Raw genomic sequence first — 23,989 nt, forward strand, 5'->3', positions numbered from 1 at the left:
GTTTACTCCTCTGCCCCGGCAGCTGAATGCGAGTTCATGTCCATTCCTTGCGTAGCGGCCACTTCTTTCTCTTTCTTCTCGTGCTTGACCTTCGGACCCGGTTTCATGCCTTCGTACTTGTCGACGATGATCTGGAACAGGTTCGGAGTGACCGAGGAGTAGAGCTCGACTGGGTTGTTCTGGCTCGGCTTGGAAAGGGCTGCGTATTCAGCTTCTTCAAGCTGTTTAGGTGCCTTTTTGACTTCACTTACCCAGGCGTCGAAATCTTCCTGGGAAGTTGCGATAGCCTTGAATTTCATGCCAGTGAAACCAGCGCCGCTGTAGTTGGCGGAGATACCGTCCATTTCAGCGTTCTGGTTGGCGATCAGGTGCAGTTTGGTCTGCATGCCGGCCATCGCGTAGATCTGGCCACCCAGGGCCGGGATGAAGAACGAATTCATCACGGAGTCCGAAGTCACCTTGAAGTTGATCGGCGTGTGCGCCGGGAACACGATCTTGTTGACGGTGGCGATGCCTTGCTCCGGATAGATGAACATCCACTTCCAGTCCAGCGCGACCACTTCAATGGTGATCGGCTTGACGTCGGACTCCAGCGGCTTGTAAGGATCCAGCGCGTGGGTCGATTTGTAGGTGATGTAACCCAGGGCAATGATGATCAGTACCGGGATCGTCCACACTGCGATTTCGATCTTGGTGGAGTGCGACCACTTCGGTGTGTAGACGGCATCCTGGTTGGACGCGCGATATTTCCAGGCGAACAGGAAGGTCATGACGATGACCGGTACCACGACCAGAAGCATCAGCAGCGTTGCGGTGATGATCAGGTTTCGCTCATCCAGGCCAACCTGGCCCTTGGGATCGAGCAAGGTCATGTTGCAGCCTGACAGCAACAACGTGCCGAGCAGCGGCAATAAGCCTAGTAGCCTGGGGTACCTGTTTTTACTCATCTCACGACCTCTAAAGCAGCTTGCGCAATGCAGTTGGGTTTTGATCGCCAACACTTCACCCTGCCAAGGGTTGGCATTTTTCTTGGATTGAATAAGGGCTGCCCGTCGCGCGTCAGACGCTGTTCGACAAATCCTGGGCTAGCGGTAAGTTCTTATTCGAATTCGTGGTCAAAGGCCTTGTTACAGACCAATTCCATTTGGTGCGGAAAGTTGGAAGGCTCCGACACCGGGGAGTCGCACGAAGCGTTCAAGCTCCTCGACGCCCTGTTTTCCTGCTCAAGGTGAGCAGTGCCGGAATTCAGTGCGGGCGATTGTAGATATGTAACGATTCATAAACCATGTCTCATCCCGAAATAAATTTTATCCATTCCAGCAACAATCATTAACGGTTTTTGCAAAAGTGCGGCATCTTATCGAAATTCATTCTCAACAAAAACACCAAAATTTGTAGGTCTACCGAGCGCAGTTCAGACAGCTATTAGTGCTCAAGCAGGGACTTCGACGCTGCCCTAGCCCCTATGAAGCAAGGGCTCTGGCGATTCGCCAGCCCCTGTTAAAACTGCCTGCTTGCGCGCGATAGCCTTGAAATCGGAAGTCGCCCGAATAGACCAATTTCGTTGCCTGGCTATGCACCGATCCAGCCCCGTGAAATGCCTTGCGACAGTCACGCTGTGACAACATGTCGCACATGTTTCGCACCCATTCTTGTCGGGCATCAAGGTCTTTTACCTGTGGACTGAAATGCAAAACGCCCCGGCCTTCTCAACGAAGGCCGGGGCGTTTCAGGTTTCACTCAACGGTAAGGCGAATAGCCTCAGCGCAGCGCCTTGCGGTTACGCGAAGTGAGCAGCGGCACCAGCACCACGATCAGCACGAACGCCAACAGCGCCCACTGCGCCAGCGACAAGCCGAGGATCGGCGGGTACGGCGTGGAGCAGAAGCCATCGACCTGGAAGCCCAGCGGGAAGATCTTCGCCAGCGGCAGGCCATCCACAATCGGTTGCAACACATCAACGCCACAGCTGACCGCCGGGTAGAACTGGGTGTAGACGTGATGCCCGGCCACCGCGACGCCGGCCAGTGCGCAAATCACCACCAGGGTTTCCAGCACCGTGATGCTGCGACGGGTGCGCATCGCCGCGCCAATGAAGGCAAACAGCGCAACCAGCAACAACGCATAGCGTTGCAGGATGCACAGCGGGCACGGTGCCTCGCCCAGCGCAATTTGCATGTACAACGCGCCACCGATCAGCGCCAGACAGATGACGCCCAGCAACACCAGATAGCGCCGTTCACGTCCCAACCGCATCGTTTCCTCGCTCATCGCGTTTCCCTTGTAAAGATCGATTGCCCGGAAGTCTACACGCAGGCTCCAACCTTTGAGAGCCCGGCGCGTACCGGTGATGATCGGGGAATAGACGATAAACCCGTTAAGGAGGGATTAACCTTCGAAGGATTTTTACGAATGAAGGCCGTGGTGCTCGCGATGAAGGCGACTCGGTCTGTCCTGATAGAGAGCGTGGGAACGATCAGGGAGAGAGGCTTATTCCAACGCCGAAGCCGGCCCGAAGAACTCGTAACGGCTCTGCTTCTCCGGTACACCCAACGCCTTCAGGTGACGCTTGATCGCCGCCATAAACCCTTTCGGCCCCAGGAAGTAAGCGTCCAGATCGCGCTGCTCTGGCAACCATTCACCCAGCTGCTCGCGGCTCAACAACCCGACCTGGTGCGCTGCCGGACTCACGCCGTCATCTTCGGCGTAGCAATAGAAGCGTTTGAGTTGCGGGTGACGCTCGGCCAAACCATCGATCCAGTCGCGGAAGGCGTGAACGCTGCCGTTGCGTGCGCAGTGGATAAAGTGCACCGGCCGCTCGGTCGCCAACGCCGCTTCCAGCATCGCTAGCGTCGGGGTGATGCCCACGCCGCCACTGATCAGCACCAACGGTTTGTCGCTGGCGGTCAGGGTGAACTCGCCCGATGGCGGGAACAGTTGAATGCTTGAGCCGACATGCAGCTGATCGTGCAAGTAGTTAGAAGCGCGGCCACCGGTTTCACGTTTGACGCTGATGCGGTACTGGCCCTTGTTGGGCAAGGCCGACAACGAATAGTTACGGCGAATCTCTTCGCCATCGAGGATCAGTTTCATGCCGATGTACTGGCCCGGTTCAGCGGCCAGAATCGCGCCTTTGTCGGCAGGTTCGAAGTAGAACGAGGTGATTTCCGCGCTTTCCTCGACCTTGGCCGCGACGATGAATTCCCGCGCCCCGCGCCAGCCGCCGGGGGCCTGTTCCTTTTGATCGTAGATGCTGGTTTCGGCGCCAATCAGGATCTCGGCCAATTGACCGTAGGCCGCGCCCCAGGCGCTCATCACTTCAGGAGTGGCGATTTCGTCGCCCAGCACTTCGGAAATGGCGCGCAGCAGGCACGTGCCGACAATCGGGTAGTGTTCCGGAAGGATTTGCAGGGCCACGTGTTTGTTGATGATCTTGGCCACCAGATCGCCCAACTGGTCGAGCTGGTCGATGTGGCGGGCGTACATCAATACGCCGTTGGCAAGGGCGCGTGGCTGGTCACCGCTGGCCTGGTGGGCCTGGTTGAACAGCGGGCGGACTTCCGGGTATTCGGAGAGCATCATGCGGTAGAAGTGAGTGATCAGCGCTTCGCCACCGCTTTCCAGCAGCGGCACGGTGGATTTGACGATGGCACGGTCTTGAACGCTAAGCATAAAGTGACTCCTGGGCTACTTTAGTTACTAACTGATTGCCCTATGCGTATCACTTTCCATGCCAATAATTTAAGTGTTTAAAATCAACAACTTATGAACAGAGTAGTCATATCGACCCAGACTGACTTATAGTCATACCGACTACACGGAGTCACTATGACTGCAAAATCATTGCTCACCGCCTTACTGCCGCTGGTCTCTGACCTGTCCCGCGAACTCCCCGAAGGCGAGCGTTATCGGCGCCTGCTCGAAGCCATGCGCGCCCTGCTCCCCTGCGATGCCGCCGCCCTCCTGCGCCTTGATGGCGAATGGCTGGTGCCGCTCGCCGTCGACGGGTTGAGCACCGACACCCTCGGCCGACGCTTCAAAGTCAGCGAACACCCGCGCTTCGAAGCCTTGCTCAGCAGCCACGGCCCGACACGGTTCGCCGCCGACAGCGACTTGCCCGACCCGTACGACGGACTGGTCGACGGCCTCGACGATCACCTGGAAGTCCACGACTGCATGGGCTGTCCGTTGTTTATCGACGAACGTCCGTGGGGCCTGCTGACCCTCGACGCCCTCGATCCAGAACAATTTGAACCCATCGAACTGGACGCCCTGGAAGCCTTCGCCAGCCTTGCGGCGGCGACCGTCAACGCCGCCGAGCGCATCGAACGCCTGGCCAATCGCGCCGAAGACGAACATCAGCGCGCCGAGGTCTACCGTCAGGCCAGCGGCCAGCAGAACCGCGAGATGATCGGCCAGAGCAAGGCGCATAAACGCTTGGTGGAAGAGATCAGTCTGGTGGGCGGCAGCGACCTGACCGTGCTGATCACCGGTGAAACCGGGGTTGGCAAGGAATTGGTGGCGCAGGCGATACACGCGGCCTCACCTCGGGCGGATAAACCGATCATCAGCCTCAACTGCGCCGCCCTGCCGGACACGCTGGTGGAAAGCGAATTGTTCGGTCATGTGCGCGGCGCCTTCACCGGCGCCACGAACGATCGGCGTGGCAAGTTCGAACTGGCCAATGGCGGTACGCTGTTTCTCGATGAAGTCGGTGAATTGTCGCTGACTGTGCAAGCCAAGTTGTTGCGGGTGCTGCAAAGCGGTCAGTTGCAGCGCTTGGGATCCGATAAAGAACATCAGGTGGACGTGCGCCTGATCGCGGCGACCAACCGCGACCTGGCCGAAGAAGTGCGCAGCGGCCGCTACCGCGCCGACTTCTATCATCGCCTGAGTGTTTACCCGCTGTTGGTGCCGGCTCTGCGTGATCGCGGGCGGGACGTGTTGCTGCTCAGCGGTTACTTCCTGGAACAGAACCGCTCGCGGATGGGCCTTAACAGCCTGCGACTGAACAGCGATGCACAGGCGGCATTGCTGGCGTATGGTTGGCCGGGGAATGTGCGGGAGCTGGAGCATTTGATCGGTCGCAGCGCGTTGAAGGCGCTGGGTAATTGCAAGGAACGGCCGAAGATTCTCAGTTTGAGCGCAGCGGATCTGGATTTGCCCAATGGCAGCGTTGAAATCGCCGCCACTGAGCAACCGGCTGCCAGTCCCGTCGCGTTGGTCGCGGGAGATTTGCGCGAGGCCACCGACAATTATCAGCGACAATTGATCAGCACTTGCCTGGAACGGCATCACGACAACTGGGCGAGCGCGGCGCGTGAGCTAGGCCTGGACCGGGCGAATCTCGGGCGGATGGCCAAGCGGTTGGGCATGAAATAACGCAATCGTAATGACCTGCACAATCCCTGTGGCGAGGGGGTTTACCCCCGTTCGGCCGCGAAGCGGTCGTAAAACTGACGATGTGGTTCCATCGGAAAAAAAGCGAGGAGCGCTTCGCACTCCAACGGGGGTAAACCCCCTCGCCACAGGTTGGTGTTTTGCCACAAAAGTCCGTAATGGACCAATGGGCGGGGAATGTCCCTAAAGCCTGCCCCCAACAAGTCGATAACCCGGCATCAATAGCTTTTGGCGACTTTTTACTCGCCCATCACCTTTTTCCACAGAAGGTTTTTATGTCCTCCACCAAAGCCCGCGCAGACTCACTTTCGCTTCTGCTGTTTACCTTGCGCAGCGGCAAGCTGATGGCAATCAACCTGCTGAAAGTCAGCGAAATCATCCCCTGCCCGCCGCTGACCAAGCTGCCGGAGTCGCACCCCCACGTCAAAGGCATCGCCACCCTGCGCGGCGCCTCGCTGTCGGTGATCGACCTCAGCCGCGCCATCGGCGAGCGGCCGCTTGAAGACCCGAACGGTGGCTGCCTGATCGTCACCGACGTCAGCCGCTCCAAGCAGGGCCTGCACGTTCAGGCCGTAAGCAAGATCGTCCACTGCCTGACCACCGACATCCGCCCGCCGCCCTTCGGCTCCGGTGGCGTGCGCTCGTACATCACCGGCGTGACCTCGGTCGACGGCACCCTGGTGCAAGTGCTGGACATCGAAAAGGTCATCCACGGCATCGCCCCGGCGCAGATCGAAACGGCCCCGACCGAACTGAGCATGGAAGACGCCGACGTGCTAGGCAACGCACGGATTCTGGTGGTCGATGACAGTCAGGTCGCGCTGCAGCAATCGGTGTACACCCTGCGCAACCTCGGCCTGCAATGCCACACCGCCCGCAGCGCCAAGGAAGCCATCGACTGCCTGCTGGATCTGCAAGGTACGGCGCAGCAGATCAACCTGATCGTCTCGGACATCGAAATGTCGGAGATGGACGGCTACGCCTTTACCCGCACCCTTCGCGAGACGCCGGACTTCTCTCACCTTTACGTGCTGCTGCACACGTCTCTGGACAGCGCGATGAACAGCGAGAAAGCGCGACTCGCCGGGGCCAACGCGGTGCTGACCAAGTTCTCCTCACCGGAACTGACCCGATGCCTGATCGAGGCGGCCAAAGCCGTCGCTGAACAAGGTCACTGAGTCTTGGCCGAGGCATTTTGCTTTCTGATGCGGCGCAACCTCGCTGAGGCTGTACCCGCGATCACTTGGCCTCAGGGGATAGACCTCGTCCAATACCGCCCCGAACTGGCTGAAGCTGTTCATCGTTTGATGGAACTGGGTTATCGAGAAGGTGGCGGTCGTGTGCCGGCACTGGATGCCTGGCAACAGCGGTTTGAGACCGATCCTGAATACGATCCGAGCCTGTGTTTTATCGCACTGGATGGCGAAGGCATCGTCGGCGTTTGCCAGTGCTGGACCAGTGCGTACATCAAGAACCTGGTGGTGCATCCTCGGGCTCAGGGCGTTGGGCTTGGCCGTGCGTTGCTGCTGCATGCGTTCAAAGTGTTTCGGGAACGCCGGGAAGGCTTTGTGGATTTGAAGGTATTGGAAGACAACCTTCGGGCGCAGCGGCTGTATGAAAGCGCCGGGATGTATGTGGTCCGCAGGGAGCCGGTTCCAGTCTGATACACCGCCTTCGCGAGCAAGCCCGCTCCCACATTTTGATCGCATTCCCCAGACATGACTCGATCGAATGTGGGAGCGGGCTTGCTCGCGAAGGGGCCGACACATTCACCCTCAAACCATCAGGCATACTCCACCCCTCGGCGAACTCAATGCCCAAGGATGCCTGACCCATGAAAGCCGCAACCCTGACCCTCCTCTGCCTCACCGCCCTCGCCACCCAGGCCCACGCCTCGAGCCCCGACGCCTGGGCCGCCTACGACAAAGCCGTGCTCGCCAGCTGCACCAAAGCCAGTGGCCTGAAAAACGCCAAAGCCGTCGGCACCGCCGCTCAATTCGACGACCGGGTCGGCTACACCGCACTCCTGCTGCAAGGCCAATACCCGCAAAAACACATGAAAGGCCAGCAAGGCACCGAGTTGTGTCTCTACAACAAAAAAACCAAAACCGCCTACGTCACCGAATGGGACTCCATCCGCCCCACCGCCAAAGCTCAGTGACTGGCGCATAACTTGCTTCGAAACGCGCCTTTGCGGTGTCTTTCTGGCGCCGCTTCATGCCCTCGGAAGCGACCGATCGCTCAATGAATACGACATTCTCTTGCGTAGGTTGCGGCAAATGCTGCAACGATCACCACGTGCCCCTGACCCTGGCCGAAGCCCGTATGTGGGCGGCTGATGGCGGTCAGGTGATCGTGTTGGTGGAAGGTTTCCTTGGCAACGGCCTGGGCCTGCCCGTGCAGCAACGCGAACACGCCGAACGCCGTTCAGTGGTGGTTCGAAGCGGCACGTCCGAGGCGTACGTGGCGATCACCTTCGCCGCCTACAACGTCGGCCCCTGCCGGAATCTTGACGAAGACAACCTCTGCCGCATCTACGAACGCCGACCGCTGGTGTGCCGCATCTACCCGATGGAAATCAATCCACACATCCCGCTGAACCCAGCGATCAAGGAATGCCCGCCCGAATCATGGGAACAAGGGCCGGACTTGATCATCGGTGGCGAACTGGTGGATCAGGAACTCGCGGGATTGATCCAACGCTCACGTCAGGCGGATCGCGATGACATCCAGACCAAGGATGCGATTTGTGGGTTGTTGGGGATTCGTACTACAGCGTTGAAGGGCGATGGGTTTACGGCTTATCTGCCGGATATGAATGCGTTTGCCACGGTCGTTGATCAGCTTGCCGGACAGCCGCTGACGGACTCAGGCAGTGATTGGCAGTTTCATGTGTCGGGGGAAGACATTGCCGGGCAAGTGCAGGCAGCCGGGGCGCAAGTGGCGACTGAAGCGCCGGTGAACTATGCGTTTATATCGTTGCGGGCGGCTTGATCCAGAAGAGATGTCGCCTGTTATGGCCTCATCGTCGGAACGCCGCCCGGAGCAGGCTCGCTCCCACAGTGGATCTTCGGCGTACACAAAATCTGTGTGCTATGGAGATCAACTGTAGGAGCGAGCCTGCTCCGGGCGGCGTTCCGACGATGACGGTACATCAGGCACCGCAAAAATAGAAACTCAGCGCTTACCCATCGAACGACGAGTACCAGGAGGCGCCGCCCCAGGCGTCTTGGTATGGCCATTCTTCGCGCCATTCTTGTACCAAGGCTGGCTGGCGTTCTTCGCGGCGGCCAAATCACCCGGTTTAAACGGGAACTTGAACGCCGGGATCGCGGCTTTGGTTTCGCTGTCTGCGCTGGAGTCGACGCTGTCTGGCAGGTCTGCCTGGTCGTCGCTCAAAGCGTCGGCAACCGGCGGTTGTGTCGGGGAAGTCATGAAAGCTCCGGGTGATGCAAAAGAGTCGGGCCCGGTCAGCGAGCCGCGAAAGGCGGCAGTATACCTGTGTCCAGAGCCGCAAGCTCCACACCGCAAGCGAGTCCGTCGGGTTTTGTGCCAACTGACACACCCAATCGCGAGCACCCCCCGCACCCGTAGGAGCGAGGCTTGCCCGCGAAGAACGATAACGCGGTCAACCTGACCGAACACTACCTACGCCGGAAGCTCAACCCTGTCCAACACCCGATTCACCGCCAGCTCCGCCAGCATGATGACCTGCTGAATCGCCAACACCGTATGGCGCTGCGGCCCCTCCAGACTCGTCGCAAAATCACTGCTCATCACACTCGCCGACGCCAAAGACTCACAGGCATGGGCCAATAGGCTTTCTGAATCAATATCGGGAGCCACCATAAACATGGTGCTGGGGCGGCGGGGTTTGGCGGTGTATGGCTCGGGTGGATCGAGGTAGTAATCGAGAGCGCGTTTTATCGCTTCGCGGTCTTTGATGAGCGCTTCGGTCGGAGTGACCTCGTCGCGGGGAGTGGTGGTGTCGATGGGTGGATCGGGGATTAACTTATCCATGCAAACTCCTACTGAAATGGGTACCACCATTCGCCGGATCTCACGCGGCGAAGAGGTGGCAGCTATGTGCAGTGTGAGATCACCGGTAGTAGGCACCCGGCCAGACCGAAGTCTGCCCGCACACAGCCGCCATAACGCATTTACAGGCAGCGGATAAGCTGGCGCCAATTATGGTGGCATTGGCGCTAGATGCATACTAGTAGCCGGGGATCTCACGCCCGGTCGCTGAATTTTCAGCGACAGCCAAAGGTTAGAGAACACGCGTCCTACCCGGCAACCTGAAAAATGCGTGGGAAAACGCTGTGTTTTTTACACATGGTTCAACACAAAAATGGAACCCGGAGCGTCCCGGGCGGCATTCCCACGCGGAACGTGGGAACGATCAGTGCGTCACTGTTGCTTTTAGCGCAACAGTCCTTTCATGAATCCGCTCTTTTTCCCCTCTCCAATCCCCCTTATCTTTGCCCGCACCAAACAGCACTTGCCAAGCAAGAAGGTTTTAAAGATGTCCAACACTATGGGTATTGCCAGCGCTTTCGTTTTGTCCACTTTGTTCCTGTCTCCGTTTGCCATGGCTGAAGAGTCTCAGACTTTCGTCGCGCAAAATGCCGCGCGTGCCGCCGCATACGAACAGTATCAGAGCGAAATGACGGCCAAGGCTCAGGACGCTGCGCAAACCCCTCAAGCGTCCACGTCTGCGACCCAGCCACGGGTTGAGAAAGACAGCTGATCCCTCGTATCCGCTCCGTTTCCCTCGACACTTTTCATCGGCTCTTCCCTTTGAAAAGTTGTCTTCAAAGCCGCTGCTATCAGCGGCTTTTTTTCGTTGTGGTTTAAAGCCCGTTGAGTTCGTCTTCCCTTACAAGAAACATCCTGTACTTCAAATAATGAAGTGCTGATAAACCCCAAGGAGCTTTACCGAAAGTGCGTTTCCCTCTCAGATTCAGCCCGATGTTCATTGCAATCGCTGCAACGATGACCGCCAACGCCCACGCCGACGACGAATCCAGCCACGAAGGTTTTGTGGAAGGTTCGAGCCTCAACCTTAATGCCCGCAACTACTACCTGAACCGTAACCGTCTGCAGCAGACGGACGACAACATCGAATGGGGTCAGGGTTTCCTTGGCATTTTCGAATCGGGATTCACCCAGGGCATCGTCGGGTTCGGCGTTGATGCCCACGCCATGCTCGGGCTCAAGCTCGACGGTGGTGGCGGCACGGATGGCTCGAGCATCCTGCCGATCAGCGATGGCGACGGCAAAGCGCCGGGGTCGTTCTCGACGGCGGGCGGCACCCTGAAAATGCGCGCCTTTGATACCGAGTTGAAGGCCGGCGACCTGTTCCTCGCCAACCCGGTGATTGCGGGCGGCGAGACCCGCATGCTGCCGCAGACCTTTCGTGGCGTGAGCCTGACCAACCACAGCGTCGACGGTTTGCTGATCGAAGGTGGCCAGGCGAGTTTCACCAAGCCGTACAACCAGAGTGGTCACACCCGCATCGGCACTTCCTACGGCAGCCTCGCAGACGGTGACGACAGTCAGCACCTGAACTGGGCCGGCGTGGCCTGGAGCGGTCTGCCGGGGCTGACCAGCAGCCTGTACGCGTCCGAGCTCAAGGACATCTGGAACCAGTACTACTACGACCTGGATTACACCTACGCGCTGAACGATCTGGTGAGCCTCAACCCGGGCCTGCACTTCTATCACACGCAAGACACCGGCGATGCACTGCTGGGCAACATCGACAACAACACCTACAGCCTGCATTTCACCGTCGGCGTGGGCAATCACAGCGTTACCGCGGCGTATCAGCGGGTCAACGGCAACACGCCGTTCGACTACATCAGCCAGGGCGACAGCGTCTTTCTCGACAATTCCCAGCAGTATTCAGACTTCAACGGCCCGAACGAGCGCTCGTGGAAACTCAAGTACGCCTACGACTTTGCTGGCCTCGGCCTGCCCGGCCTGACCTCAGCGGTGTCGTACTCCCGAGGTGAACTGGACCTGACCAAAGTCGATCCAGACAGCCGCGGTTACGCCTCGTGGTACAGCGCCGACGGCAAAAAAGCCAAGCATTGGGAACGCGACATCGATCTCAAGTACGTGGTCCAGGGCGGGAAGGCCAAGGATCTGGCGGTGCGTCTGCAATGGGCCACCAACCGTGGCGGCAATGGCTACGGCGCGCTGGATCAGGACACCGATGAATACCGGGTGATCGTCGACTACCCGCTCAATGTCTTCTAAGCTTGAATAAACATAAGGCCAGCACGTTTTGCTGGCCTTTTGTTTATCAGGGATTTATACAGGCGCCCTGAACGCAAACGGCTCCCGGAATTCTGCCCGATGCTTGCAACCGTACTTTCATAACGCCTTATCAGCAGAAGCCAGAGCCATGAGTGTGAGCAACACAAATCCTCACGATCCGATCCGTTCGACCCGGTCGGAGCGGCTTCTGGTTCTCGGCAGTTTGCTGCTGGTGATCGCGATTCTGAGCATTGTCGCGTTCCTGCTGGTGCGCGAACGCGCCAACGCAGAACTGTCTGCCACACGCTCGGCGTCCAACATCGTGCAATTGATCGACGCCGACGTGCTGCGCAATGTCGAACTCTATGACCTGTCCTTGCTCGGCCTGATCGCGGCCTCGCAGCGAGAAGACCTCAAGCTCGTTTCCCCCGCCATCCGCCATCTGGCCTTGTTTGACCGCGCCACTGCCGCGCCGTACAAGGGCGACATTTTGTTGCTGGACAACAAGGGCAACGTGATCGCCGACTCAGCCTCGGTGGAGCCCAGAACGGGCAATTATGCCGACCGTGAATACTTTCAGTCCCACGTGAACAATCGCGACCCGAACATGTTCATCAGCCGTCCTTTCCGCTCCAGGCTGGCTGAACATGAATGGCGCATCAGCTTCAGTCGCCGGGTCAGCGGCTCACAGGGCGAATTCCTCGGCGTGGCCGAAGCCGCCATGCGCTTGAGTTACTTCGATCAATTGTTCAACAGCTTGAGCATCGGTCGTGACAGCTCGGTCAACCTGATCAGCTCGGACGGGATTCTTCTGGCCCAGGAACCCCGTCTGGCCGAAGAACTGGTGGGCAAAGACTTCGGCAACCGCCCCAACTTCCAGCGCATCGTCAAGGAAGGCGACGGCAGCTTCACCAGTGTTTCAAGTCGCTACAAGGACGAACGCCTGTACACGTTTTCCAAGGTGGGCAACTTGCCGTTGATTGTCATCGTTGCTCTCTCCAGCGATGAAGTGTTTGCGTCGTGGAAACGCACGGCGGTGGTGGTCAGCGTTGCGACCATTGCGCTGTGCATCAGCCTGCTTTGGCTGACCTGGCTGTTCTGCCGTGAACTGCGCCTGCGCCACAACGCCGAGCAGGAGTTGGCACAATTGGCGGCCACCGATGCCTTGACCGGCCTGGCCAACCGCCGAACGCTGGATCAGGCCCTACGCCATGAATGGTTTCGCGCCCAACGGTCGGGCCAGCCGTTGTCGCTGCTGATGATCGACGCCGATCACTTCAAGGCGTTCAACGACCGCCATGGCCATCAGGCCGGCGACGAAGCGCTGCGCTCGTTGGCCAACGTCATCACCGCCCACGTCCGACGACCGGCGGACCTGGCCGCTCGTTACGGTGGTGAGGAGTTTTCGGTGATCCTGGCGGAAACCGATAGCGCAGGGGCGCGGCAGATTGCTGAATACATCCGCAAGGCTGTCGAAGAGTTGCCTTTGGTCGAGGGTGCCGATTTGCCGATGACTGTCAGTATCGGGATCAGTACCTGGACGACAGCGACGGATATCAGCCTGGAGAGTTTGCTGTTTGCGGCGGACAAGGCGTTGTATCAGGCGAAGGAAGGTGGGCGGAATCGGGTAGTGGCTTCTGCCTGAAATCTTTGGTGTCACTGCTGCCCTCTTCGCGGGCAAGCCTCGCTCCTACACGACTGCGTTGCACCAACTTCCGTGGTCGCCTCGTACCTGTAGGAGCGAGGCTTGCCCGCGAAGGGGCCAGCCCTGACGCCAAAAAAAACCGGGCATAAAAAAAGGCCACCCGAAGGCAGCCTTTAAAAACTAGAGAGGTTTTTTTACTTACACGGCCGCAACGGGACGCATGTAAGAGATCGGTGCAGTGCTGGCGTCTTCGAAAGTCACGACTTCCCAAGCATCTGTCTGCTCAATCAACTTGCGCAGCAGCTGGTTGTTCAATGCATGTCCGGACTTGAAGCCCTTGAACTCACCAATCAGGCTATTGCCCAGCAGGTAGAGGTCACCAATTGCATCGAGGATCTTGTGCTTCACGAATTCGTCTTCATAGCGAAGGCCGTCTTCGTTCAGTACACCATCCGCGTCGACCACAATAGCGTTTTCAACGCTGCCGCCGAGTGCGAGGTTGTGCTTGCGCAGGTACTCGATGTCACTCATGAAACCAAAGGTACGGGCGCGGCTGACTTCTTTTACGAACGAAGTGCTGGAAAAATCCACGCTTGCACTTTGTGTGCGGTTACGGAAAACCGGGTGATCGAAATCGATCTCGAAGCTCACCTTGAAGCCTTCGAAAGGGACGAAAGTGGCGCGTTTGTCGCCATCTTCTACTGTCACTTCCCGCAGGATCCGGATGAACTTCTTCGGTGCGTCCTGTTCTTCCAGGCCGGCCGATTGAATCAGGAATACGAAAGGTCCAGCGCTACCATCCATGATCGGGACTTCGGACGCGGAGAGCTCGACGTAGGCGTTATCGATGCCCAGGCCAGCCATGGCCGAGAGCAAGTGCTCTACCGTGTCCACTTTGACGTCACCGTTAACCAGCGTGGTGGACATAGTGGTTTCGCCAACGTTTTCCGCGCGGGCAGGAATCTGCACCACAGGGTCGAGGTCAGCGCGACAAAACACAATGCCAGTGTCGACAGGCGCAGGCTTGAGGGTCAGGTAGACCTTCTCACCGGAGTGCAGGCCTACACCTGTGGCACGGATAATATTTTTCAGTGTGCGTTGTTTAATCATGGCTTGGGCCGCTTCAGCGCAAATTGCGAACTGGTATCAACAAAGGCTGGCGATGATAGCAGACCACGCCTTTGCTGAACACCAATCACCTTCATAGCCCTGATACATTCCATCAATCAGCCTGACGACGCAGGAAAGCCGGGATGTCCAGGTAATCCAGATCATCTTGCGGATTCATCTTCGCGGCAGTCGCAGCACCGGCCTGAGCCTGGTTGCGCATGACGGTCGGACGGTCCAGGTCACGGTAGTTTACCGCCGGTTGTTCCTGACGAGCGGGCGCCGATTGTTGCGGCTGGGAGGCCATGGAAGTGTGAACGGTGTTGTCGATGACCTTAACAGGCTTCTCGATTTTCGCGCCCAGACCAGTGGCAACCACAGTCACGTGCAACTCGTCGCGCATGTCCGGATCGATAACGGTACCGACCTTGACCATCGCGTGCTCGGAAGCGAAGGCTTCGATGATGCTACCCACGTCGGAGTACTCACCCAGGGACAGGTCAGGACCGGCGGTGATGTTCACCAGGATGCCGCGTGCACCTTGCAGGTTCACGTCTTCGAGCAACGGGTTGCGAATGGCCGCTTCGGTGGCCTCACGTGCACGGTTCGGACCGCTGGCGCAGCCAGTGCCCATCATCGCCATACCCATTTCGCTCATCACGGTCCGTACGTCGGCAAAGTCGACGTTGATCATGCCTGGACGCTTGATGATGTCGGAGATACCGCGAACGGCACCGGCCAATACATCGTCGGCCTTGGCGAATGCGGACAGCAGGCTTGCGTCCTTGCCAAGGATGGTCAGCAGCTTCTCGTTGGGAATGGTGATCAACGAGTCGACGCTTTCAGACAGCAGACGGATACCCTCGTCGGCGATCTGCATGCGCTTGCGGCCTTCGAACGGGAACGGACGGGTCACCACCGCAACGGTGAGAATCCCCATTTCCTTGGCCACTTCAGCAATGATCGGCGCAGCACCGGTACCGGTACCACCGCCCATGCCAGTGGTGATGAACACCATATTGGTGCCCTGCAGGACTTCGGCAATGCGCTCACGATCTTCGAGAGCGGCCTGACGACCTACTTCAGGGTTGGCGCCGGCGCCCAGACCTTTGGTCACGCCGGTGCCCAGTTGCAGGATGGTCCGCGCGCCGATACTTTTCAGCGCCTGGGCATCAGTGTTGGCGCAGATGAATTCAACGCCTTCAATGTTGCTCTTGACCATATGATTGACGGCGTTGCCGCCACCTCCGCCAACACCGATAACTTTAATTACCGGACTTGCGGGGACGTTGTCTACGAGTTCGAACATTTTCCCTCTCCTTTCATTTCTCTAGTTTTTTCGCCTACTGCCTGTATCTACAACGGTACTGCGGTAAATCTTTAGAAGTTGCCTTGTACCCAGCTCTTGAAGCGATCGAGCAAGGCGACTTTCGGTTCTTCATTGCTGTAACTGTCGCGGCTGCTGATGCCCGAGAACGAAATCCCGTCGGACTGCTTCTGCAGGCCGTACATCAACAGGCCAACGCCGGTGGAATAAATCGGGTTGCGAACCACATCGTCCAGACCCTTGACGCCATGGGGCACGCCCAGGCGGACCGGCATGTGGAAGATCTCTTCGGCCAACTCGACCGCGCCTTCCATCTTCGACGTGCCGCCGGTCAGCACGATGCCGGCCGGGATCAGGTCTTCGTAGCCGCTGCGACGCAGTTCGGCCTGGATCAGCGTGAACAGCTCGTCGTAACGCGGCTCGACCACTTCGGCCAGGGCTTGGCGGGACAGCTCGCGCGGCGGACGGTCACCAACGCTTGGCACTTTGATGGTTTCACCGGCACCGGCCAGCTTGGCCAGGGCGCAGGCGTAGCGAATCTTGATTTCTTCGGCGTATTGGGTCGGGGTGCGCAACGCCATGGCGATGTCGTTGGTCACCTGATCGCCCGCAATCGGGATCACCGCGGTGTGACGGATCGCGCCTTCGGTGAAGATCGCGATGTCGGTGGTGCCGCCACCGATGTCCACCAGGCACACGCCCAGTTCTTTCTCGTCGTCGGTCAGGACCGAATACGCAGACGCCAGTTGCTCAAGAATGATGTCGTCGATTTCCAGGCCGCAGCGACGCACGCATTTTTCAATGTTCTGTGCAGCGTTGACGGCGCAGGTCACCACGTGAACCTTGGCTTCCAGACGTACGCCCGACATGCCCAGCGGCTCACGAACGCCTTCCTGGTTATCGATCACGTAATCCTGCGGCAAGGTGTGCAGCACGCGCTGGTCAGCCGGGATCGCCACGGCCTGAGCGGCGTCGAGGACGCGCTCAAGGTCGGCAGCGCTGACTTCGCGATCACGAATCGCCACGATGCCGTGGGAGTTCAGGCTGCGGATGTGATTGCCGGCCACGCCGACGAACGCCGAGTGGATCCGGCAACCGGCCATCAGCTGCGCTTCTTCGATCGCGCGCTGGATCGATTGCACGGTGGACTCGATGTTCACCACCACGCCTTTCTTCAGGCCACGGGACGGATGAGTGCCGATCCCGACGATTTCCAGCGTGCCGTCGTCCGAGACCTCGCCGACCAGCGCCACCACCTTGGAGGTGCCGATATCGAGACCGACGATCATTTTGCCGCTTTGCACGTTTGCCATGGGTCCTGCCTCTTCTTAATTCTTCGCGACAGCGGGTTGGGCTGTCGTGGGCGCTACAGGTTCCCGCCAGCCAACAGCGAGGCCGTTGGCGTAGCGCAGATCGATGCGCGCAATGTTCGTAATCTGTTCTTTAAGCGTCTTGTCATAGATGGCAATGAAGCGGCGCATCTTTTCCACCTGCTTGCCGCGTCCCAGCAGCAGTTCGATCCCCGGGCCAGCGCTGCCGGCGCCGGTGGTCAGGAACCAGCTGCCTCGTTCACGCAACTCCAGGCGTGCAATCGAGAAGCCCAACGGCCTGAGCATCTGGCTCAGCACCTGGTATTGCTGCATCACTTGCTGTTGAGCCCGTTGTGGGCCGAACAGCTGTGGCAAGTGTTCGTAGTTCGCCAGCTCACGCGGGGTGAACGCCTGACCCTGGTTGTTCAACAGCGATTCATCGCCCCAACGGGCCACCGGCAGTTGTTCTTCCAGGCGGATCATCACTTGATCCGGCCATACCCTGCGCACTTCGGCGTGGGCAATCCATGGCATCGTTTCAAGTTCGGTGCGCATGCTCGCAAGATCAATGGTGAAGAAGCTCGACGCCACGTACGGGGCGATCCGCTGCTGCACCGCTTGCTGGCTGATGTAACTCAAGTCGCCCTGCACGTTGATCTTGGTGATCGGCCGGTCTGCGTACGGCAGCAAACGCTGTGCGCCTTCGTAGGTACCGAAGCCCAACGCAACCAAAAGCACCGGCCAGAACAGGCTTTTCAGAAAGCCGAAGTTGGCTTTCGGCAGGCGCGCAGACATCGGCTCTTTGGCCACCATTCGGCTGGCACCCCGTGGCACCGGCTTGCGGCCGGGTGCTGAAGGGGGCTGATGTCGTAGCTGTGCGCCTTGCATGGTCTTATCCTCGCGGCTCTTCGTCGCTGGCAATACTTGCCGCCAGAATCGCCAGAACCAGTTGCTGGAAATCCAGACCGGCAGCACGGGCCGCCATCGGCACCAGGCTGTGATCGGTCATGCCCGGCGCGGTATTGACTTCGAGGAACCAGAACTGCCCGTCGGCGTCCTGCATCACGTCTGCCCTGCCCCAACCGGCGATACCCAGCGCCTCACAGGCTTTCGCCGTGAGGTCCATCAGTTCTTTTTCTTTGTTGCTGTCCAGGCCACACGGGATCCGGTACTGGGTATCGCAAGCCACGTACTTGGCGTCGTAGTCGTAGAAACTGTGCGTGGTGCCCAGGGCAATCGGTGGCAACACCTGGTCACGCAGGGTGGCGATGGTGAACTCCGGACCTTGAATCCATTGCTCGACCAACACTTGCGAATCGTAGGTACTGGCCGCTTTCCAGGCGTCGATCAACTCCGACGCGGAACTCACTTTGGCCATACCGATACTTGAACCTTCATGGGCCGGTTTGACGATCAAAGGGAAGCCCAGTTCCGTCGCTGCCGAAATACAATCGGCCTCAGAGCTCAGTACTGCATGGCGTGGCGTCGGAATACCAAGGCTGTGCCAGACCTGTTTAGTGCGCAGTTTGTCCATGGCCAGTGCCGAAGCCAGAATGCCGCTGCCGGTGTACGGAATACCCAGGCATTCGAGCAGGCCCTGCATGCTGCCGTCTTCACCGCCACGACCGTGGAGGATGACGAAGGCGCGGTCGATCTTTTCGTTCAGCAAACGCTGCAAAAGGTCATCGCCCACATCGAGGCCGAACGCATCCACACCGGCGCTCAGCAGCGCGTCGAGCACAGCGTTACCCGACTTCAGGGAAACCTCACGCTCGGCACTCTTGCCGCCGAACAGCACGGCGACGCGGCCGAAGTCTTTCGGCGCGACAGTGGAGACGAGGTTGGCGTAAGCAGCAGTCATTTCAACTTCCCCACAGTCGGCGCGGCAACAGCACCCGCGAATAGCGGACTGGCCAACAGTTTCGGGGCGAGACCACCGATATCACCGGCGCCCTGGCACAGCAGGATGTCACCGGCACGCAGCAGCGGCTTGACCAGCGGCGCGAGATCGACGCCACGCTCGATGTAGATCGGGTCCAGCTGACCGCGCTGACGAATGCTGTTGCACAACTTGCGGCTGTCGGCGCCCGGGATCGGTTCTTCACCGGCCGGGTAGACTTCCATCAGCAGCAGGACGTTGGCATCGGCCAGTACATTGACGAAATCGTCGTACAGGTCGCGGGTGCGGCTGTAACGGTGCGGCTGGTAAACCATCACCAGACGGCGTTCCGGCCAGCCTCCGCGTACGGCCTGGATCACGGCCGCGACTTCGGTCGGGTGGTGACCGTAATCGTCGACCAGCATCACGTTGCCGCCGTCTACCGGCAGTTCGCCGTAGACCTGGAAGCGACGGCCGACACCCTGGAACCCGGACAGGCCCTGGACGATGGCTTCATCGCTGACGCCTTCGTCGGTGGCGATGCAGATGGTCGCCAGGGCGTTCAAGACGTTGTGATTGCCCGGCATGTTCACCGAGACATCCAGCGGCTCGCGATCAGGACGCAGCACGGTGAAGAAGGTCTGCATGCCTTGCTGGCGTACATTGATGGCGCGCACGTCGCAGTCATCGCCGAAGCCATAAGTGACCGTCGGGCGTTTGACCAGCGGCAGGATTTCACGCACCACCGGATCGTCCAGGCACACCACCGCCAGACCGTAGAACGGCAGGTTGTGGAGGAACTCGACGAAGGTTTTCTTCAGTTTGTTGAAGTCACCGTCGTAGGTCGCCATGTGGTCGGCGTCGATGTTGGTGACCACGGCCACCAGCGGCTGCAAGTGCAGGAAACTGGCATCGCTTTCGTCGGCTTCGGCAATCAGGTAGCGGCTGGTGCCGAGCTGGGCATTGGTGCCCGCGGCATTCAGTCGGCCACCGATGACGAACGTCGGGTCCAGGCCACCGGCCGCGAACACCGAAGCGATCAGGCTGGTGGTGGTGGTTTTGCCGTGCGTACCGGCGACGGCGATGCCGTGGCGATAGCGCATCAGCTCGGCCAGCATTTCGGCGCGAGGCACCACAGGGATACGGCGTTCCAAAGCGGTGGCGACTTCCGGGTTGGAAGTGTTTACCGCGCTCGACACCACCAGCACGTCGGCGGCAGCGGCGTTCTCGGCACGGTGGCCGACGAAGATCTGCGCGCCAAAGGACTCGAGACGCTCGGTCACCGGCGATGCTTTCAGGTCGGAACCGGACACTTCATAGCCCAGGTTCAACAACACTTCGGCGATGCCGCACATGCCCACGCCGCCGATGCCGACGAAGTGGATGCGACGGATGCGGCGCATTTCCGGTTGCGGCATGGCTTTCTGTTTCTCAACCATGGGCCACCTCCAGACAGGTATCGACCACGTTACGGGTTGCATCGGGTTTGGCCAGGCGGCGTGCCGCGGTGGCCATGTCGTTGAGTCGTTGTGGTTGCATCAGGACCTCTGTCAGGCGTGCGGCAAGATCCGCTGCGCCAGTCGTTCTTTGCGGCATCAGGAAGGCAGCGCCTTCACGGGCCAAATAATCGGCATTGCGGGTCTGGTGATCGTCGATCGCGTGGGGCAAAGGCACCAGCATCGAGGGCAGACCGGCGGCAGCCAGTTCACTGATGGTCAATGCGCCTGCGCGGCACACCACCAGGTCGGCCCAGCCATAGGCTTGGGCCATGTCTTTGATGAAAGGCTGCACTTGCGCCTCGACGCCAGCCGCGCGGTAGCGCTCTGCAGTCACTTCATCGTGGTTTTTGCCGGCCTGATGAAACACTTCCGGGCGCAGGTCGGGGGCGACTTGCGACAGGGCTTCAGGCAGCAACTTGTTCAACGGCTCTGCGCCCAGGCTTCCGCCCAGGATCAGCAAACGCGCCTTGCGACCCGCCAGGGCGGGGCGCTGTGTTTCGAGGAACAGCTCGGTGCGCACCGGGTTACCGGTGGTCCGACGGCTGTCCGACAGGGTAAAGGTGTCGGGGAACGCTTCACAGACTCGGGCGGCCAACGGCACCAGCAACCGATTGGCGGTACCGGCCACGGCGTTCTGCTCATGAACGATCACTGGCACGCCGGCCAGTTTGGCTGCAACGCCGCCAGGACCGGTCACATAACCACCGAAGCCGACCACGCACACCGGCCGCAGCTGACGAATGATCGCCCGCGCCTGCCAGACAGATTTGAGCAACATGAACGGGGCCTTGAGCAGGGACAATTTGCCCTTGCCGCGCAACCCGCTGGCATTGATCCGATGCAGCTCGATCCCGGCCATCGGCACCAGCTCGTTCTCGATCCCGCGCGGCGTTCCGAGCCAGTGCACGGTGTAACCGCGGGCCTGGAATTCGCGAGCACAGGCCAGCGCCGGGAACACGTGGCCACCGGTGCCGCCCGCCATGATCAAGACGTTAGCGCCCATGATTCGACTCCTCGGCGAAGTCGCTCTCATGGAACTCCATCTCTTCGCTACCCAGGTGGGTTCGACTCTCCCACTCGATGCGCAATAACAAGCCGAGACAGGCACCGCAGATCACCAACGAACTGCCGCCATAACTGAGGAAAGGCAAGGTCAGGCCTTTGGTCGGCAGCAGGCCGACGTTCACCCCGATGTTGATCAGGAACTGGCCGATCCACAGGAACGACAGGCCGTACGCGATGTAGGCGGCGAAGAACTGCTTGGCCTTCTCGGCCCAATAACCGATGTACATGCCACGCACACACACGAAGACGAACAGCGCGACCGTGCACAAGGAACCTATGGCCCCCAGTTCTTCGGCCAGGACCGAGAACACGAAGTCAGTGTGAGCTTCCGGCAGGTAGAACTGCTTCTGCACGCTGTTGCCCAGGCCAACGCCCAGCCACTCGCCGCGACCAAACGCGATCAATGCCTGAGACAACTGATACCCGGCACCGAACTGGTCAGCCCACGGATCGGCAAAGTTGGTCAGGCGCGCCATTCGATACGGCTGCACTTGAATCAACAACACCACGGCCCCGACCGCGAGGACCACCATCAAGGAAAAACGGAACAGCCCGACCCCGCCGAGGAACAGCATCGCCGCCGCGGCGCCCATCATTACAACGGTGGCGCCGAAGTCCGGCTCCATCAGCAACAGACCGGCCATGGGCAGCAGAACGATGAACGGCTTGAAGAAGCCCATCCAGCTTTCGCGCACTTCTTTCTGGCGACGCACCAGATAACCGGCGAGGTAGATCACCACGAACACCTTGGCGATCTCGGAAGGCTGGACGTTAAAGAAACTGAAGCCGATCCAGCGCATCGAACCGTTCACTTCACGGCCGATCCCCGGGATGATCACCATCACCAGCAAACCGAACGCGCCAATCAGCATCAGCCAGCCCAGACGTTGCCAGGTGGCGATCGGAATCATCATGGTGACGATGCAGGCACCCAGGCCCAGCACGATGTAGATCAGGTGGCGAATCATGTAGTACAGGGCACTGCCCGACTGCACGGCCCCCACTTCGGTCGAGGCCGATGCAATCATGACCAGCCCGAGGCCGATCAAGGCCAGGCAACCGGCGAGCATCGGGAAGTCGAGGTCGATCCCGCGCCCGGTGATGATCGGCGACGGATAGGGCTTGATGATATTCAGCAGGCTCATGCCAGTTCCTCCACGGCGCGGACGAACTGATGACCACGGTCTTCGTAATTCTTGAACATGTCGAAACTGGCGCAGGCTGGCGACAGCAGCACGACGTCGCCCGGTTGCGCAACGGCGCGGCACTGCTCGACGGCTTCGATCAGCGAAACGGCGCGAATCAGCGGCACGGCATCGCCAATGGCCTCACCGATCTTGTCGGAGTCGCGCCCCATCAGGATCACGGCGCGGCAGTTGGCCGCCACCGGATCACGCAGATCATTGAACTCGGCGCCCTTGCCATCGCCACCGGCGATCAGCACGACCTTGCCGTCGATGTCCGCGCCCAGCCCTTCGATGGCCGCCAGTGCGGCGCCGACGTTGGTGGCCTTGGAATCGTTGTAGTAGCCCACGCCATCCAGGTCACGGACCCATTGGCAGCGATGATCGAGGCCAGCGAAGGTGCGCAGGCTCGAGAGCATGGCGTCGAACGGCAGGCCGACGGCGTGGCCCAGCGCCAAAGCCGCCAGGGCGTTGGACTGGTTGTGGGCGCCACGAATTTTCAACTCGCGCACCGGCATCAGGTTCTGGAATTCGAAGGCGAGGTATTTCTCGCCGTCTTCTTCGCGGATACCGAAAGCCTTGAAATCAGGTTTGCTCAAACCGAAGGTCCAGCACGGCTGGCCCTCGCCCATCAGCGGACGGCTCAGGGCGTCCTGACGGTTGACCACAAACTGCTTCGCACCACGGAAGATCCGATGCTTGGCCAGGTGATAGGCCGGCAGACCGCTGTAACGGTCCATGTGGTCTTCGCTGACGTTGAGCACGGTTGCCACTTCGGCGTTGAGTTGATCGGTGGTTTCGAGCTGGAAGCTCGACAGCTCCATCACGTACAACTCGACGTCATCGCTGAGCAAATCCAGCGCCGGCGTACCGAGGTTGCCACCGACGGCGACACGCTTGCCGGCCGCCGCAGCCATCTCGCCGACCAGGGTGGTGACGGTGCTTTTTGCGTTGGAACCGCTGATGGCGACGATCGGCGCCTTCGCGTTACGCGCAAACAACTCGATGTCGCCGGACAATTTCACGCCACGGGCAGCGGCAGCCTGCAGGGCCGGGGTCGCCAGCGCCAGGCCGGGGCTCACGTAGAGCTCGTCGGCACGGCACAGGAACTCGACGTCCAGCTCGCCACAACGCACTTCCACGTGCGGATAGTCACGCTTGAGCGTGGCCAGTTCCGGTGGATTGTCCCGCGTATCGGCCACAGCAAACGACGTGCCCCGGTTCGCCAGGAAGCGAACCAGGGACATGCCGCTCTTGCCGAGGCCGACAACGATGCGGAAGTGGTCAGAAGCGATCAGAGACACTCGTT

General features: G+C 59.7%; 22 protein-coding genes. 8 read left to right on the forward strand and 14 right to left on the reverse strand.

Going from position 1 to position 23,989, the window contains the following annotated elements; genetic code table 11:
• Positions 1-2: 2 nt before the first annotated feature.
• From cyoA to hmpA, 3 genes are all read right to left on the reverse strand, one after another.
• On the reverse strand, positions 3-947 hold the full coding sequence (gene cyoA, locus EYC95_RS05220) for a ubiquinol oxidase subunit II (RefSeq protein ID WP_109634678.1): 945 nt from the start codon (positions 945-947) through the stop codon (positions 3-5).
• Positions 948-1,761: 814 nt separating this feature from the next.
• Positions 1,762-2,271, reverse strand: coding sequence for a disulfide bond formation protein B (locus tag EYC95_RS05230; RefSeq protein ID WP_131059418.1), 510 nt, complete (start codon positions 2,269-2,271; stop codon positions 1,762-1,764).
• A gap of 219 nt (positions 2,272-2,490) precedes the next feature.
• The gene (gene hmpA / locus EYC95_RS05235; RefSeq protein ID WP_131059419.1) at positions 2,491-3,672 is read right to left on the reverse strand and encodes an NO-inducible flavohemoprotein; all 1,182 of its coding nucleotides are present in this window, start codon (positions 3,670-3,672) and stop codon (positions 2,491-2,493) included.
• Between the two features lie 156 nt (positions 3,673-3,828).
• Between hmpA and norR the strand changes: the two genes are divergently transcribed.
• The 5 genes from norR (at position 3,829) to EYC95_RS05260 (ending at position 8,394) form a co-directional block, all read left to right on the forward strand.
• Positions 3,829-5,382 (forward strand): nitric oxide reductase transcriptional regulator NorR, encoded by a 1,554-nt coding sequence (gene norR, locus EYC95_RS05240; RefSeq protein ID WP_131059420.1) that lies wholly within the window; start codon positions 3,829-3,831, stop codon positions 5,380-5,382.
• Between the two features lie 293 nt (positions 5,383-5,675).
• Positions 5,676-6,578, forward strand: a complete 903-nt coding sequence (locus EYC95_RS05245) for a chemotaxis protein CheV (RefSeq protein WP_131059421.1) — start codon at positions 5,676-5,678, stop codon at positions 6,576-6,578.
• A gap of 27 nt (positions 6,579-6,605) precedes the next feature.
• Entirely contained in the window at positions 6,606-7,064 is a 459-nt protein-coding gene (locus EYC95_RS05250; RefSeq protein ID WP_131059506.1) for an N-acetyltransferase, read from the forward strand.
• A gap of 170 nt (positions 7,065-7,234) precedes the next feature.
• A complete protein-coding gene (locus EYC95_RS05255) occupies positions 7,235-7,561 on the forward strand; it encodes a hypothetical protein (protein ID WP_131059422.1) in 327 nt (108 codons plus the stop codon).
• 83 nt (positions 7,562-7,644) lie between these two features.
• Positions 7,645-8,394, forward strand: a complete 750-nt coding sequence (locus EYC95_RS05260) for a YkgJ family cysteine cluster protein (RefSeq protein ID WP_131059423.1) — start codon at positions 7,645-7,647, stop codon at positions 8,392-8,394.
• A 183-nt stretch (positions 8,395-8,577) separates the two neighbouring features.
• Here EYC95_RS05260 and EYC95_RS05265 read toward each other — a convergent pair whose 3' ends face one another.
• Both EYC95_RS05265 and EYC95_RS05270 read right to left on the reverse strand, forming a co-directional pair.
• Entirely contained in the window at positions 8,578-8,835 is a 258-nt protein-coding gene (locus EYC95_RS05265) for a hypothetical protein (RefSeq protein ID WP_007943495.1), read from the reverse strand.
• A 213-nt stretch (positions 8,836-9,048) separates the two neighbouring features.
• Positions 9,049-9,420 (reverse strand): DUF6124 family protein, encoded by a 372-nt coding sequence (locus EYC95_RS05270; RefSeq protein ID WP_131059424.1) that lies wholly within the window; start codon positions 9,418-9,420, stop codon positions 9,049-9,051.
• Positions 9,421-9,925: 505 nt separating this feature from the next.
• On the opposite strand from EYC95_RS05270, the gene EYC95_RS05275 reads away from it, so the two are divergent.
• From EYC95_RS05275 to EYC95_RS05285, 3 genes are all read left to right on the forward strand, one after another.
• On the forward strand, positions 9,926-10,150 hold the full coding sequence (locus tag EYC95_RS05275) for a hypothetical protein (RefSeq protein ID WP_131059507.1): 225 nt from the start codon (positions 9,926-9,928) through the stop codon (positions 10,148-10,150).
• A gap of 194 nt (positions 10,151-10,344) precedes the next feature.
• Positions 10,345-11,664 carry an OprD family porin gene (locus EYC95_RS05280; protein WP_131059425.1) on the forward strand — a complete coding sequence of 440 codons (1,320 nt, stop codon included), beginning with the start codon at positions 10,345-10,347 and terminating at the stop codon, positions 11,662-11,664.
• Positions 11,665-11,812: 148 nt separating this feature from the next.
• Complete coding sequence (locus EYC95_RS05285) at positions 11,813-13,309, forward strand: sensor domain-containing diguanylate cyclase (protein ID WP_131059426.1); 1,497 nt, start codon at positions 11,813-11,815, stop codon at positions 13,307-13,309.
• Between the two features lie 198 nt (positions 13,310-13,507).
• On the opposite strand, the gene lpxC is transcribed toward EYC95_RS05285, so the two are convergent.
• The 9 genes from lpxC to murD all read right to left on the reverse strand — a co-directional run bounded on the left by lpxC (position 13,508) and on the right by murD (position 23,984).
• A complete protein-coding gene (lpxC, locus tag EYC95_RS05290) occupies positions 13,508-14,419 on the reverse strand; it encodes a UDP-3-O-acyl-N-acetylglucosamine deacetylase (RefSeq protein WP_131059427.1) in 912 nt (303 codons plus the stop codon).
• Positions 14,420-14,531: 112 nt separating this feature from the next.
• Positions 14,532-15,725, reverse strand: coding sequence for a cell division protein FtsZ (gene ftsZ, locus EYC95_RS05295; protein WP_131059428.1), 1,194 nt, complete (start codon positions 15,723-15,725; stop codon positions 14,532-14,534).
• Positions 15,726-15,796: 71 nt separating this feature from the next.
• Complete coding sequence (ftsA, locus tag EYC95_RS05300) at positions 15,797-17,056, reverse strand: cell division protein FtsA (protein ID WP_128873758.1); 1,260 nt, start codon at positions 17,054-17,056, stop codon at positions 15,797-15,799.
• Positions 17,057-17,071: 15 nt separating this feature from the next.
• A complete protein-coding gene (locus EYC95_RS05305) occupies positions 17,072-17,941 on the reverse strand; it encodes a cell division protein FtsQ/DivIB (RefSeq protein WP_131059429.1) in 870 nt (289 codons plus the stop codon).
• A 4-nt stretch (positions 17,942-17,945) separates the two neighbouring features.
• Entirely contained in the window at positions 17,946-18,914 is a 969-nt protein-coding gene (locus EYC95_RS05310; RefSeq protein ID WP_131059430.1) for a D-alanine--D-alanine ligase, read from the reverse strand.
• Complete coding sequence (murC, locus tag EYC95_RS05315) at positions 18,911-20,371, reverse strand: UDP-N-acetylmuramate--L-alanine ligase (RefSeq protein ID WP_131059431.1); 1,461 nt, start codon at positions 20,369-20,371, stop codon at positions 18,911-18,913. Before murC ends, EYC95_RS05310 begins: the two co-directional genes overlap by 4 nt.
• Positions 20,364-21,434, reverse strand: a complete 1,071-nt coding sequence (gene murG, locus EYC95_RS05320) for an undecaprenyldiphospho-muramoylpentapeptide beta-N-acetylglucosaminyltransferase (protein WP_131059432.1) — start codon at positions 21,432-21,434, stop codon at positions 20,364-20,366. Before murG ends, murC begins: the two co-directional genes overlap by 8 nt.
• Complete coding sequence (gene ftsW, locus EYC95_RS05325) at positions 21,424-22,641, reverse strand: putative lipid II flippase FtsW (protein ID WP_131059433.1); 1,218 nt, start codon at positions 22,639-22,641, stop codon at positions 21,424-21,426. The genes murG and ftsW overlap by 11 nt, the downstream gene beginning before the upstream one ends.
• Complete coding sequence (murD, locus tag EYC95_RS05330; RefSeq protein WP_131059434.1) at positions 22,638-23,984, reverse strand: UDP-N-acetylmuramoyl-L-alanine--D-glutamate ligase; 1,347 nt, start codon at positions 23,982-23,984, stop codon at positions 22,638-22,640. Before murD ends, ftsW begins: the two co-directional genes overlap by 4 nt.
• Positions 23,985-23,989: the final 5 nt, after the last annotated feature.

It is taken from the genome of Pseudomonas sp. BGI-2 (assembly GCF_004310295.1).
Classification (GTDB): Bacteria; Pseudomonadota; Gammaproteobacteria; order Pseudomonadales; family Pseudomonadaceae; genus Aquipseudomonas.